This is a genomic window from bacterium Scap17 (genome assembly GCA_013376735.1).
Taxonomy (GTDB): domain Bacteria; phylum Pseudomonadota; class Gammaproteobacteria; order Pseudomonadales; family Halomonadaceae; genus Cobetia.
The window spans coordinates 1,640,076-1,653,522 of record VINJ01000001.1; the positions used below are offsets into that span (position 1 = coordinate 1,640,076).

General features: G+C 61.3%; 10 protein-coding genes. 5 read left to right on the plus strand and 5 right to left on the minus strand.

Annotation, left to right across the window (positions count from 1 at the left end; all coding sequences use genetic code 11):
* Positions 1 to 31: 31 nt before the first annotated feature.
* Together FLM52_07135 and FLM52_07140 are read right to left on the minus strand one after the other, a co-directional pair.
* Positions 32 to 1,642 carry a BCCT family transporter gene (locus tag FLM52_07135; protein NVN55557.1) on the minus strand — a complete coding sequence of 537 codons (1,611 nt, stop codon included), beginning with the start codon at positions 1,640 to 1,642 and terminating at the stop codon, positions 32 to 34.
* Positions 1,643 to 2,003: 361 nt separating this feature from the next.
* Positions 2,004 to 2,921: a LysR family transcriptional regulator gene (locus FLM52_07140; GenBank protein NVN55558.1), complete on the minus strand. Its 918-nt coding sequence runs from the start codon at positions 2,919 to 2,921 to the stop codon at positions 2,004 to 2,006.
* A 119-nt stretch (positions 2,922 to 3,040) separates the two neighbouring features.
* Between FLM52_07140 and FLM52_07145 the strand changes: the two genes are divergently transcribed.
* From FLM52_07145 to FLM52_07165, 5 genes are all read left to right on the plus strand, one after another.
* Positions 3,041 to 3,925 (plus strand): hypothetical protein, encoded by an 885-nt coding sequence (locus tag FLM52_07145; protein ID NVN55559.1) that lies wholly within the window; start codon positions 3,041 to 3,043, stop codon positions 3,923 to 3,925.
* Positions 3,926 to 4,011: 86 nt separating this feature from the next.
* Positions 4,012 to 5,259 carry an aminopeptidase P family protein gene (locus FLM52_07150; protein ID NVN55560.1) on the plus strand — a complete coding sequence of 416 codons (1,248 nt, stop codon included), beginning with the start codon at positions 4,012 to 4,014 and terminating at the stop codon, positions 5,257 to 5,259.
* Positions 5,260 to 5,536: 277 nt separating this feature from the next.
* The gene (locus tag FLM52_07155) at positions 5,537 to 6,451 is read left to right on the plus strand and encodes a LysR family transcriptional regulator (GenBank protein ID NVN55561.1); all 915 of its coding nucleotides are present in this window, start codon (positions 5,537 to 5,539) and stop codon (positions 6,449 to 6,451) included.
* A gap of 311 nt (positions 6,452 to 6,762) precedes the next feature.
* A complete protein-coding gene (locus FLM52_07160) occupies positions 6,763 to 7,722 on the plus strand; it encodes an NAD(P)-dependent oxidoreductase (protein ID NVN55562.1) in 960 nt (319 codons plus the stop codon).
* 108 nt (positions 7,723 to 7,830) lie between these two features.
* Complete coding sequence (locus FLM52_07165; protein NVN55563.1) at positions 7,831 to 9,264, plus strand: aldehyde dehydrogenase family protein; 1,434 nt, start codon at positions 7,831 to 7,833, stop codon at positions 9,262 to 9,264.
* Positions 9,265 to 9,569: 305 nt separating this feature from the next.
* On the opposite strand, the gene FLM52_07170 is transcribed toward FLM52_07165, so the two are convergent.
* The 3 genes from FLM52_07170 to FLM52_07180 form a co-directional block, all read right to left on the minus strand.
* A complete protein-coding gene (locus tag FLM52_07170) occupies positions 9,570 to 10,328 on the minus strand; it encodes an IclR family transcriptional regulator (protein ID NVN55564.1) in 759 nt (252 codons plus the stop codon).
* 181 nt (positions 10,329 to 10,509) lie between these two features.
* Positions 10,510 to 12,138: a choline dehydrogenase gene (locus tag FLM52_07175; GenBank protein NVN55565.1), complete on the minus strand. Its 1,629-nt coding sequence runs from the start codon at positions 12,136 to 12,138 to the stop codon at positions 10,510 to 10,512.
* Between the two features lie 5 nt (positions 12,139 to 12,143).
* Entirely contained in the window at positions 12,144 to 13,379 is a 1,236-nt protein-coding gene (locus FLM52_07180; protein ID NVN55566.1) for a mandelate racemase/muconate lactonizing enzyme family protein, read from the minus strand.
* Positions 13,380 to 13,447: the final 68 nt, after the last annotated feature.

Sequence of the window (13,447 nt, forward strand, 5' to 3'; positions counted from 1 at the left end):
GGACTTGAGTATCACGCCATCTCGAGCTGACTCAGCTGGACTGGGAAGATTGCCAACGCTGGTGAGCTTCTGCCGAATAACTGCGTGACGGCGTGTGCTCGAGGCCGATCTTGGCGGTGCCGATCGAGACCAGACGTATCAGTGACGCCGTGGCACCGATCACGATGAATAGCGCTGGTACCCCGCCGAGGTTGGAGAGCATCTTGATGCCGTCGATGCCGACGAAGGAAGTCATGATCCAGGCGACGGCGCCGATGGTCGAGCCCCAGACGATCTTCATCATCAGTCGGCCCTTGCTGCGCTCTTCGCTTTCGTTGCCTGCCAGGGCCGCCTGGCTATCCGAGCTGCAGAGCTGGCTGATGGCATCGGTATTGGAGTCGGCTGCTGTCACGAAGGACAGGAAGGCGATGACCAGGAAGATCCCTCCCACCAGCGAGCTCATCGGTAGCTCATCGAATAGTGCGTAGATCACCGAGCCAGCCCCGGCCTCGCTGAGAATCGTGTTGAGTGCCCCGGCGGTATCCATGTCGAGCTTCAATGTCGTGCTGCTGAACACCGCGACATAGATGATCGAGAAGAGCGAGGGCGCCACCATGTTGATCAGCATGAACTGCCGCACGGTATACCCCCGTGAGATCTTGCCCAGGAACAAGGCCGAAATCGGTGCCCATGCCATCCAGTTGGCCCAGTAGAAGATGGTCCAGCTCTGTGGCCAGGGGTCATTGTCGAAGGCCCCGGTGAACAGATTCTTGCTCATGAAGTTGGTGAAGTATTCGCCAGCCGCTTCCGTGCCGTAGCCCAGGATGGTCAGCGTCGGACCGAAGGCGAACACGAAGATGAGAAAGGCGAAGAAGGCCTTGGCGTTGATGGCGGACAGGCGTGCGATGCCTTTTTGCAGACCACTGGCCGCCGAAGCGGTGAAACACAGCACGATCGCGAGGGTGACGATGCCCAGCATCAGCGGGCCCGAGCCAGTGCCGAGGAAGCGGTCGATGCCGCCTGCCAATGTCATGGCGCCTGTGCCGAGGGACGACGCCATCCCGCAGACCAGCGCAAACAGCGCCAGGGCATCCAGTGCACGTCCCTTGCGTCCGATCAGTCGATCTCCCAGCAGCGGCACGAACAGGGTTCCGAGCGAGAAGGGCTTGCCGAGGTTGTAATGCATCAGGGCAAAGATCAGCGCAGGGACGGTGTAGATCGCATAGGGCGTGAACGACCAGTGCAGGAACATGGTCGAGAGCGCGAACCGCGCGGCTTCCGGGCTATTGGCGGCAATGTCCAGCGAGGTGGGCGGCGAGTGCAGATGATAAAGCGGCTCTGCGGTCGACCAGAACATGATGCCCACGGCCAACGTGGTGCATAACGTGATGGAGAACCAACGCCATGGGGACAACAGTCGCGTCGCGTTCTCACCGCCGATACGGGTGCGGCCCAGCGGCGAAAGATAGGCGATGAGGCAGGCCACCACCATGCTGAGCGCCGTGATGGAAAACAACCAGCCGAACTTGCTCAGTACCTGGTTGTTGAGATTGGTAGTGACAGCCAGAAAGCTGTCGAGATCGATCAAGCTCGCCAATACGGAGGCGAACAGCAGAATGAAAGGTGGCCAGAAGACCAGTGGGCGCACGGATGCTCCGAACATTTGATACTCCTCGATCTTGTTGTCGGGTGTAGCCGATCATCTTGTTGTCAGGTGTTACCGATCATCTCGGGGTGGCGCTTGACGTCTTGTCTGCGCCGATCAGGGGCCTCATCGGTAAGGGGGGAATGAGCGTCTGATCATGTAGGGACGATCATCTGATCTTGCAACGTCAGTGCTCGAGGAGGAGGCGGAATGACGTCAGCTTTCCGGGCTCCCTGTGACATGCAGCGAACTGCCGTGCAGCGTATTGCAGGGTAGATCGGAAAATCTTCCATCCTGTCGCAGTCAGAATGTCAGAGGTCGTAATGGAGATAGTAAAAACGCCCGTATAAGCAGCAAGACCAGTGATCCTGATGAGGGCTCATCGCGCCTGAGGGTTCTCTCGCAACAATTCGCGAATCATCTCTGCGCAAGTATCGAAGATCGGATGCGTCAGGCTGGGGGAACGATGGAGTTCAATTTCGGCAGTGGGTAGCGCCGGAAGCCCTGCCTCGGTGCCCAGCTCGCACCAGTCCTCAGGCAACGAGCGTCGATCTGCCACCGTGATGGCATGGCCCTGATTGACGATGACTCTCAAGCCACTGGGGCTTTGACTGGTGGAATCGATGCGCCAGCTGCGTTCTGCCTGGGTCAGGGCGGACAATGCCCTTTCGCGATAGATGCATTGTTCGGGGAACAGCGCCAACGGCAGCGGAGCGGAGGGGTCCAGCACGAAGCGTTGATGCGCCGCCCACACTACCGGTTCGCGGGACAGCAGTTCCCCCTGGCGTTGTTGGTTGTGGCTGACCGCGATGACCAGATCCAGCTGGCCGGCATCGAGCTGTTCCAGCAGTTCCGTGGACATCCGGCAGTGGATGTGCGGACGGATCTGGGGGTGGCGCTCGCCGAGATGTGCCAGCAGATCTGGCAACCAGGTGGTGGCGTAATCCTCCGGCAAGCCGAGGCGCAACGTGATCGGGTGGTCGTTTTCGCTGAGGGCGGCCACGGCTTCGCGTTGCAGTTGCAGGATGCGTCGTGCGTAACGCAGAAACGTTCGGCCGGCATTGGTCAATTCCATATGACGGCTGGTTCGCATCAGCAGTCGATAGCCAAGACGCTCCTCGAGGGTGCTGATGCGCAGACTGACAGTGGACTGCGTGCGATGCAGATGCCGCGATGCCTGAGTGAAGCTCCCGCTGTCGGCCACCGTCACGAATGCCAGCAGGAGATCCGTATCCAGCGATGGCAGCGGGCGAGGGGCGTCTGTGCTTGATGTATCGGGTTTGCCGATGGATTTCATTGGAATGACTCGTTTCTCAAATGCATGGATTCTGGCCAGCATAGTGCCTGACCCACGAGCTGTCTTGTCCCCCAGCCCCACGACGTGAGGATACTTCCGTGACTGACCTGACTTCCGCGATGCCCCCGCAATTGGCCGATGCCGAGACCGTCGATCTCTCCGCGTTGGTCGATACCGAGCGTTACCCCCTGCATGACCCCCGATCTCCGGTGCTTGAGGCCACGATCGCCAAGGCGCGTGAAGATCTCGAGCGTGAGGGTTGTGCCGTGTTGAGAGGATTTCTGCGTCCTGAGCGCCTTGCGCAGATGCAAGCGGAAACGGCCCGTCTCGCCGAGACCGCGTTCTACAACACCCGCGAGGTGAATGCTTATTTCACGGCCGATGACGACCGCTTGCCCCAACAGGACCCGCGTCGCTTGTTCATGACGCGCACCAGTGGCTTCGTGATGCGTGACATGATCCCTGCCGATAGCCTGATGCAGCGGCTGTACGTCTCGCAGGCCATGAAGCAACTGGTGTCGGCCTGTCTTGGTCGTGAGCGGGTGTACGAGTATGCCGACCCCTTTGCCGGGCTCGTGCTCAACGTGCTGCCAGATGGCACCGAGCAACCCTGGCACTACGACACCAACGAATTCATCGTCACCATGATGACGCAACAGCCCGAGAGCGGGGGGCAGTTCGAGTATTGCCCCGGCATCCGCACCCCCAACGATGAACACTACGCTGCCGTAGGCGAAGTGATCCGGGGAGAGTCGCGCGAAGCGGTGAAGACCTTGAGCCTCAACCCAGGCGATCTGCAGTTGTTCAAGGGGCGGTTCAGTCTGCACCGCGTCACGCAGGTGTCGGGTGAGGTCCCACGGTTGACGGCGATTTTCGCGTATTCCGAAACGCCGGGAGTGGTCGGCCGGCTTGAGCGTACGCGTCAGCTGTATGGACGCGTCTCGGAGCAGCACATTCTGGCGGAAGCCCAGCACGTCCAGCGCGCCGACGGTCTGCTCGACTGATCGACGATCGGTGTTCCCGTGACGCCTTCTCAACTTGCATGCGCCTCTTGAGCGCTTGATCGAACACTTCCCACAGAGCACTTCACATGAAAATGGACCTGACAGCGATGGGCATTCTGGCCCCGACCCATGCACTGGAAGACTGCGAACCGACGTCGGAAGAGATTGCGCAGATCCAATGCGACCGACTTGCGCGTGTTCGCCAGGAGCTGGCCCGTCGTGATATCTCGGCGGCAGTCCTGTTCGACCCGGCACATGTCCGCTATGCCACCGGGTCTCGCAACATGCAGGTATACAGTTCGCGCAATCCCGCTCGCTACGTATTCGTCCCCGCGGCAGGGCCGGTCGTGCTGTTCGAGTTCTCGGGGTGCGAACACCTGGCCAGCCATCTGCCGACCGTGGACGAGATTCGTCCGGCCAAGGCGATTTCCTATTATTTCAATGAGAAGAATACGGAAGCCGTCACCAGGGCCTGGGCGGATGAAATCATCGGTCTGGTGCGTCAGTGCGGCGGAGGTGAGCGGATCGCCATCGAAAGCGCGACCGCGGAAGCCGCTTTCATGCTCGAGCAGCGAGGCTATCAAGTGCTGGATGCTCAGGAGCCTCTTGAGCAGGCGCGAGCCTTCAAGGTACCCAACGAGATAAAGATGATTCGCTCCTCGCTGAGAGCGGTCGAGGAGGGAGTGCGCAAACTGGAGGCCTCCATCCGCCCTGGGGTCACCGAGAATCACGTCTGGTCCCGACTGCATCAGCACATCATCGAGACAGACGCCGATTTCATCGAGACACGCCTCATGAATTCCGGGCCACGCACGAACCCCTGGTTCCAGGAATGTTCCGACCGTGTCATCCAGGCAGGAGAACTGGTCGCACTGGATACCGATGTGGTGGGACGTTACGGATACTATGCGGACTTCTCGAGAACCTTCCTGTGTGGCACGGGTGAGGCCAGCGCCGAGCAGAAATCGCTCTATCGCATGGCGTATGACCAGATCCAGACCAACATGGAAAATCTCAAGCCGGGGGTCAGCTTCAAGGAGTACGCCGAACGCGCCTGGCGAATCCCTCCCGCTTACCGCGCGCGTCGTTACTTCGCCCTGGCGCATGGTGTCGGGATGAACGGCGAGTATCCCTACATCGTTCATCGCGAGGATATCGAGGACAAGGGGTACGACGGCATCCTCCAACCGGGGATGACGCTGTGTGTGGAGAGCTATATCGGGCATGAGTCCGGCGGTGAAGGCGTCAAGCTCGAAGAGCAGCTGTACATTCGTGACGATGGTCAGGTGGAGCTGTTGTCCGACTACCCCTTCGACGAGCGCCTGCTGAGCTAGGCTGTCTGAGTCAGGCCGGTTGAGCCGTGCCTGTTGAGCCGGTCCCGGGTAGCTTGCCGAAGCGCATCGGCATTACGCGGCATGGCGGCTTTGGTAACATGAGGTCAATTGTGCGGGTGGCTGTCTGTGACAGTCACCCGCTTTGCCATTGTCTCATGGCGAAAGAGGGCCAGATGGCAACCGTGTACCGTGAACGGGAAAGTGTGTCGAGAACGTCTATCGTTCATGGGATACCGGTTGCTTCCTGCTCGCCTTTTGCCTTTCGTGAGTGTCGTCTATGCCAACCCCTCTGCCACTGCAGAAACTGCCGCCCTTGAGTTCGCTGAAAGGGTTTGAAGCGGCTGCGCGTCTGCTGAGTCTCCGCGCGGCTGCCGAGGAACTGAACCTGACGCATCCGGCCATTGCCAACCAGATTCAGCGTCTCGAAGAGAGTCTGGAGGTGAAACTTTTTGCCCGTGAAGGCCGTCATGTGGTGCTGACGGCGGCTGGCGAGCGTTTCTATCCGGTAGTGCGTGAAGCGCTGACGGGCCTGGTGCAAGGCGCCGAGTCTCTGCGCCAGATGCAGCATGCCCAGCCGCTGACGATTCAGGTCTATGTGACGACCTCGATTCGCTGGTTGGCACCTCGCTTGTCGCATTTCCAGGCCATGCATCCTGAAGTCGAGCTCAAGCTGATGACGTGCAGTCTCGGCTGGGAGTTCGATGAGGCCAATGCCGATGTCGGTATCGTCTTCCGCGATGCGCCGCTGGCGGACCACCTGCACTGGCAGCCGTTGTTCGAGTCACGCCTCCTCCCGGTATGCAGCCCCCAGCTGCTGGGCGACGACGCACACCCGGTTCCCGCGGATGCCTTGAAGACGCTGCCGTTGATCGGGGTCTACACCGAGGGCTGGAATTGGGAGAGTTACTTCGAGGCATTGTCGCTAGGCCCGTGTCCCACCCGCAATTGCATCGTGGTCGACACCCTGGCCGTCGCCCTGGAGATGGCGGCGCGCGGGGAGGGCGTCGCATTGGTCAACGGGCCCTTTGCCGACGATGACCTGGCGAACGGTCGACTCATCAACCCGATCGGACAGGTGACGACCGGGCGCGGTGAATGGGGGGCTGTCTGTCATCGCGAGCTGGAGCGGGACCCGCGCGTCGCGACCCTCCTTGGCTGGTTGGAGGCACAGAGTCGCAGCGTGCCCACCTGATCCGCCAGAGCGAGAGCTGTTACGTGACAACGCCACCTTCGGGTGGCGTTTTTTTGTTTCCGGGTTCTGACTTCTGGATTCTGGGGGCTGGGCATCTGCCGGTTGTTCGCTGTTCGGAGACGTGGGGTCTGGGGGGGCTCACAAAAATTGTTACCAATCGCCAAATTCTTATGAATTGTTGGCAGGCAGGTCGGCCAGTAGGGTGAGCCTCAAGATGACATGGGCCACGACGGACAGGATTCCACTCCGTCCCAAGCGGCCCTGTGCAGTACACCGGACAGCCAGCAGGCAGACAGCAAAGAGGACAGCACATGAAAGTCGGATTCATCGGTCTCGGTAACGTGGGTGGCAAGCTGGCAGGTAGTCTGCTGCGCAATGGACATGACGTCACCGTGCGTGACCTTGACCCGGAAGCCGCCAAGCCTTTCCTCGCGCAGGGTGCCAAGTGGGCGGATTCTTCCAAGGAACTCGCCGAAGCCAACGACATGGTCATCACCTGCCTGCCGTCTCCGGCTGCCTGCAGCGCCGTGATGGAAAGCGACGACGGCATCATTGCCGGTCTGCGTGAAGGCAAGATCTGGCTCGAGATGAGCACTACCGACGATGGCGAACTGCGTCGTATCGCCGACAAGGTGCTGGCCACCGGTGCCAAGGCACTGGAAGCGCCGGTCTCCGGCGGCTGCCATCGTGCCGCCACCGGCAATATCTCCATCTTCGTCGGCGGTGACCGCGAATCCTTCGAGCAGGTGCTGCCGGTGCTGACCAATCTCGGTCGTCGTGTCCTGCACACCGGGGAGCTGGGCACCGCCTCCGTGCTCAAGGTGATGACCAACTACCTGGCCACCGCCAACCTGTGCGCCGTCGCCGAAGCCCTGACCGTCTGCAAGAAGGCCGGCATGGACATGAACACCACCTACGAGGCGATCAAGATTTCCTCGGGCAACTCCTTCGTCCACGAGACCGAGTCCCAGGTCATCCTGAACGGAAGCCGCAACATCAGCTTCACCATGGATCTGGTGCTCAAGGATGTCGGCCTGTTCGACACCCTGGCCAAGAACCTGGATGTGCCGCTGGAAATCTCCCCGATGCTGATGGACATCTTCCGCGATGGTCAGGAACGCTTCGGTCCGCGTGAGTGGTCCTCCAACATCATCCGTCGTCTCGAGGAAGCCGCCGATGTCCGTGTGCTCGGCACCGGTTTCCCGGCAGAGCTGACCGATGACGAGCCGGAAGAAGTCGGCTACGAAGTCGGCGTTACCGGCCGCAACTGAGCCGTGAAGACTGCCCCGGAGCGCCGTGCGAATGGCCTCCGGGGTATTTGCGTTTGAGACTCACCCTCAGGGAAAGTGTTATCTCCCACCAGCAACGAGAGGTCTGGCATGCAACATCACGACAACTTCTACATCAATGGTCACTGGCAGGCACCCTGCGGGCGCGAGCGCATGGAGGTCATCAATCCGGCCACCGGCGAGCTGTGCGCCAGTGTACCGCGTGCCGGTGAGCAGGATGTGGAGGCTGCCATCATGGCAGCACGTCAGGCGCTGCCTGCCTGGTCCACGACATCAGCGCAGGAACGCCACGACATCCTGATGGCGGCAGCGGATGAGATGCAGTGTCGCTTCGATGAGCTGCGCGACGTCCAGGTGCTCACCATGGGTTGCCCGGTGCAACTGGCCGGCGCGCTACACGTGGAAGGCCCCATCGAGGGAATGCGTTACTACGCCGAGCGCGCCTTCCAGATGGAGGAGGACGAGCGCAAGGGCGATGTGACTCTGATGCGCGAGCCCATCGGTGTCTGCTCGCTGATCAACCCGTGGAACTATCCGCTGCATCAGTTGATCGGCAAGCTGGCCCCGGCGCTGGCGGCAGGCTGCACCGTGATCGCCAAGCCGGCGGAGCAGACGCCGCTGCAGGACTTCATCATGGCCGAGATCTTCGAGAAGGTCGGTCTGCCTGCAGGTGTCTTCAATGTGGTGACGGGCGAGGGCAGCGAGATCGGCCCGGTGATGTCCGGCCATCCGCAGGTCGACATGGTGTCCTTCACCGGCTCGACCATTGCCGGTAGCAAGGTCGCCGAGAGTGCCGCGCCCACCGTCAAGCGGGTCTGTCAGGAACTGGGCGGCAAGTCGCCGCTGCTGGTGACGGAAGATGCCGACCTGGCCGCGGCCGTGCGCTTGAACGTCGAGAACGTGATGGCCAACACCGGCCAGACCTGCGACGCTTTCACGCGTCTGCTGGTGCCGCGTTCGCGCATGGAAGAGGCGACCCGTCTGGCGGTCGAGATCGCCAATGAGCAGGTGGTAGGTGACCCGAATGATCCGGCGACCACCATGGGGCCGCTGGTCTCCCAGCGTCAGCGCGAGCGGGTGCTTGATCTGGTGCAGCGAGCCATCAACGACGGTGTCGAGCTGGCGCTGGGTGGCGTCGAGCCGCCCGAAGGGCTCGACAAGGGCTGCTATGTGCGGCCGACCATCTTCACCAATGTCAGCAATGAAATGGAGATCGCCCGTGAGGAGGTCTTCGGCCCGGTGCTGTGCATTCTGCCCTACGACGATGTGAAGCAGGGGATCGCCATCGCCAATGACAGCGTCTATGGCCTGTCATCTGCGGTCTATGCACGTGACGCCGAGGCAGCATTGCCGATCGCCCGCTGCATGCAGGCAGGGCAATGCTATCTGCAAGGGGCAGAGTTCTCCTTCGATGCGCCCTTCGGTGGCTACAAGCGTTCCGGCAACGGCCGTGAATGGGGCGACGAAGGCCTGGCGGAATATGTCGAGGTCAAGGCACTGCTTGGCGCACCAGTCATCACCTGACAGGAGGCGGGCCGCGCCGTCATGATGCCACGCAAGATACCCGTGATTCGTGAGGCCAGGCTGGCCCGTGAATCACGGGTATCTTGCATTCGCGCCATCGACCATTCGCGCCATCGACAAAAGACACCCTCAAGGCGCTTGTCGGCTGTCGCGGATGCGCTTTGCTATCAGAGCAACTCCATCGCGTCTGTCACATCGCTGAGTACTGAAAAATACCTATATGCTCAGTGCTAAAAATACCTATATATAGTGGCAAGACTTTGTGCGGTGCAGCATAACTGGCTCGCCAGGTGCCGTCTTGGACCTCAGATGATGCGCGAGGAGAGCTGACGCGCTGCCTGCACCAGATGCTTGGAGTAGGCGCGAGCCTGCTGCGGATTCAGGCAGTCCTGGCTGATGACGGCGCTGATGGCGGCAATGGGCTCGTTGCGCATGTTCAGCACAGGCGCCGCGATACAGCTCAGCTGTCCTTCGGCCTCACCGCTGGACACCGCATATCCCAGGCGTTGTGCACGTTCAAGCTCGGCATCCATCTCGTCACGGCGTTCGGCCAGGCCGGGCGTGCTCCGCGTCGCAGCTTCCAGATACAGTTGGCATGAGGCCTCGGGGCGCATGGCGAGAATCGCCTTGCCGGCGGCACAGGCGTGCTGGGCCATGGTCTTGCCGATGTAGAGGTTGTAGCTGCCACTGCCGGAGGCATCGACCTTCGAGATCACCACCACCTGATCCCCGATGGGGATGCACAGGAAGATCGAGCGGTGAATCTCGTTCTTGAGAATCTCGGCGATGGGGTAGAAGACCGGAATCAGGCTCTGCTTGTTGTAGATCGTCGAGGAGATCTGGAAGATGCGCGAGCCGATGCAGTAGGACTTCTTGCGACCGGGATCGTGAGCGACCAGCTGATGGTGCAGCAGGGAGTTGATCACGCGGTGTCCGGTGGCAGGCGAGATGCCGGTGGACTCGCAGATTTCCGAGAGCGTCAGCGGGTAGGAGGCTGCCGCAAGCAGGTCCAGAATCATGACACTGTGGTCGACTGCAGGGGCTTTGGTCTTCTCGTGATTCATGAACGCGGGGACACTCCGAAACGCGAATCTCGGCCACAGGCGGCGTGCATCCGGGGCTGTGACACTTTGACGACGGATGAACGATGCCACACACGGCATCTCTCATGCGCTGAATATAAAACGGCCCATAGGGTACCAGACCCATGGGCCGTGCGCGGGTTGTCTGGTGGCTGATCTCGGCTCACTCGGCGTGATCGGCCAGCACCAGGTCCGCGCCTTTTTCCGCCACCATCATCACCGGCGCATTCAGATTGCCGGAGGTGATATTGGGGAAGATGGCGGCATCGATGACGCGCAGCCCCGCCACACCATGTACCTTCAGCCGGCTGTCGACCACGGCGTTCGCCTTGTCCGGGCCCATCGCGCAGGAGCCACACAGGTGGTAGATGGAGCCTCCCTGAGCGCGGAAGTACGCAAGCATGCTGTCCTCATCCTGGACCGTCTCGGCCGGGGCGACCTCGCACTCGGTGATGGCCTTGAGCGCGGGCGCGCCCATCAGCTTGCGCACCAGACGACTGCCCTGGATGACCTCATCAATGTCTTTCTGGGTGCTGAGGTAGTTGGGGCAGATGGTCGCCGGCACCGCCGGGTCTGCCGAGGCCAGTGAAATGCTGCCACGGCTGGTCGGTCGGCAGGAATTGAAGGCCAGCAGGAAGCCGGAATACGGCTCCGGTGTCAGCTTGGCCTTCGGGTCGTTGGGAATCTGGTAGGACATCGGGTTGAAGTAGAGCTGGATGTTCGGCTCTGACTCCGCCTCGCTGCCCCGGAAGAACCCTCCGGCCTGATTCACGCTCATGCCCAGCGGCCCGCTGCGGTTGATCAGATACTGCAGCCCTGCCTTTGCCTGGCCCCAGAAGGATGCGAAGTCATCATTCAGCGTGGTGCGATTGGCGCGGTAGTAGTAGCTGGCACACAGATGGTCCTGCAGGTTCTGCCCGACGGCCGGCAGGTCTACCTGTGTCTGGATACCATGCGTCGCCAGCGCCTCACGCTCGCCGATCCCCGAAAGCTGCAGCAGCTTCGGGGAGTCCACCGCGCCAGCGCAGAGAATGACCTCGCGATGTGCTGACACCTCGATGACCTCGTCATCAAGCCGGTAGACGACACCCGTGGCGCGCTTGCCGCCATCGGGCGTCTCTTCCAGCGTCACGCGTTCCACCCGACAGATATGCTTGAGCGTGAGGTTGTCGCGTGACAGCGCCGGCTTCAGATAGGCGGTATTGCTAGAATCCCGCTGTCCCTTGCGGATGTTGGCCTCATAGATGCCAGCACCCTCGAAGTGTTCGCCATTGAAATCATCATTGAGCGTGTAACCCAGCTCGCGGGCACCTTCCAGCCATGACTGGCAGATCGGGTGCGCGCCATGTTTCAGCGGCGTGATGCCGATCGGCCCCTGGCCGGAGCGATACTCGGTGTCGCCATCCGGGTGGCATTCAAGACGCTTGAAGTAGGGCAGTACCTCGCGATAGGACCAGCCGTCGTTGCCGGCGCGCGCCCAGTCATCGAAGTCCGAGGCCTGGCCCCGGACATAGATCATCGCATTGATGGAGCCGGAGCCACCCTGCACCTTGCCGCGGGGGGTATAGATCTTGCGCCCCCCCATCGCGGCTTCTTCCTTGCTGTAATACATGTAGTTGTAGGTCGGGTTGTAGTAGGTCTTGGCGAACCCGACCGGCACCTTGATCCAGGGCGAGGTGTCCTTGCCGCCGGCCTCCAGCAGCAACACGCTGTGGCGTCCGCTGGCGCTGAGCCGGTTGGCGAGGATACACCCCGCCGACCCGGCACCGACAATGATGAAATCGTATTGCATCGGCGTTACGCCTCCGGCTTGCGCTTCCAGTCGGTGCTGGACTGTTCCTTCACGTCATAGGGACGCGGGTCCATGCTCAGGTGCAGGGTCCGGCCGGTGTAAGGCGAATTGGCCTTGACCACGTCCATGTCCAGCTCGACCCCCAGGCCCGGCTTGGTGGAGGGGATGATGTAACCATCACGCCACTCGATCTTCTCCTTGAGCACATCGGCGTGGAAGCCATCCCAGGTGCCGATGCTTTCCTGAATCAGGAAGTTGGGCGTGGCGGTCGCCAGCTGGATACTGGCCGCGGCGCCGACCGGGCCGTTGTAGAGATGCGGGGCGATCTGGGCGTAATGGACTTCTGCCAGCGCCGCGATCTTCTTGCCTTCCAGAATGCCGCCGACGCGTCCCAGGTTCATCTGCAGGATGGAGGCCGCGTTGTTCTTGAGCACATCGTGGAATTCGTACTTGGTGGTCAGGCGCTCACCGGTCGCGACCGGGATGGAGGTGTGGTCTGCCACGCGCGCCATGGCCTCGCTCTGTCCCGGCGGTACCGGCTCTTCCAGCCACAGCGGGTCATACGGCTCGAGATACTTGGCGAGACGAATGGCGGATGCCGGCGTCATCTGGCCGTGGGTGCCGAACAGCAGATCACAGCTATTGCCGACCGCTTCGCGGATGCGGCGGCAGAAGGTGGCGCTCTTGTCCATGCCTTCCAGAGACAGCATCTGGCCGGAGTAGGCGGTGTAGGGGCCAGCCGGATCGAACTTCAGCGCGGTGAAGCCCTTTTCCTTGTTCTCCAGGGCGCACTCGACGGCCAGCTCGACGTTGTCATAGTCGTAGTTGCCGCGCGCATCCTTGGGGTACAGATAGGTGTAGGAACGCAGCTTGTCGTGGACCTTGCCACCGATCAGCTCATACACCGGCAGACCAGCCGCCTTGCCGACGATATCCCAGCAGGCCATCTCGAGACCGCTGAGCACACCCATCATGGTGAGGTCAGGGCGTTGGGTGAAGCCACTGGAGAAGGCTTCGCGGTACAGACGTTCAATATGATGCGGGTTCTTGCCTTCCAGATAACGCGAGAAGACATCGGCGATCGCCTTGCTCATGACTTCCGGATGGAAGGTGGCGGCATAGACTTCACCGACCCCTTCGATGCCGCAAGCGGTACGTAGCTGAACGAAGATCCAGTACATGCCGCCGACGTGGGGCGGCGGAGTGGCGACGATGTGTGTCTCGCAACTGACAACTTTCATGGTGGCAGGCCTTTCAGTGGTCACTGGCTAGCAGGATGGTGTGGAAGCGCACTGCCTGGCATGCCGTC

Bases quoted from the DNA above. Each gene is read 5' to 3' on its own strand.
- FLM52_07135 (NVN55557.1), bottom strand. From the start codon at position 1,642: ATGTTCGGAGCATCCGTGCGCCCACTGGTCTTCTGGCCACCTTTCATT.
- FLM52_07140 (NVN55558.1), bottom strand. From the start codon at position 2,921: ATGAAATCCATCGGCAAACCCGATACATCAAGCACAGACGCCCCTCGC.
- FLM52_07145 (NVN55559.1), top strand. From the start codon at position 3,041: ATGCCCCCGCAATTGGCCGATGCCGAGACCGTCGATCTCTCCGCGTTG.
- FLM52_07150 (NVN55560.1), top strand. From the start codon at position 4,012: ATGAAAATGGACCTGACAGCGATGGGCATTCTGGCCCCGACCCATGCA.
- FLM52_07155 (NVN55561.1), top strand. From the start codon at position 5,537: ATGCCAACCCCTCTGCCACTGCAGAAACTGCCGCCCTTGAGTTCGCTG.
- FLM52_07160 (NVN55562.1), top strand. From the start codon at position 6,763: ATGAAAGTCGGATTCATCGGTCTCGGTAACGTGGGTGGCAAGCTGGCA.
- FLM52_07165 (NVN55563.1), top strand. From the start codon at position 7,831: ATGCAACATCACGACAACTTCTACATCAATGGTCACTGGCAGGCACCC.
- FLM52_07170 (NVN55564.1), bottom strand. From the start codon at position 10,328: ATGAATCACGAGAAGACCAAAGCCCCTGCAGTCGACCACAGTGTCATG.
- FLM52_07175 (NVN55565.1), bottom strand. From the start codon at position 12,138: ATGCAATACGATTTCATCATTGTCGGTGCCGGGTCGGCGGGGTGTATC.
- FLM52_07180 (NVN55566.1), bottom strand. From the start codon at position 13,379: ATGAAAGTTGTCAGTTGCGAGACACACATCGTCGCCACTCCGCCGCCC.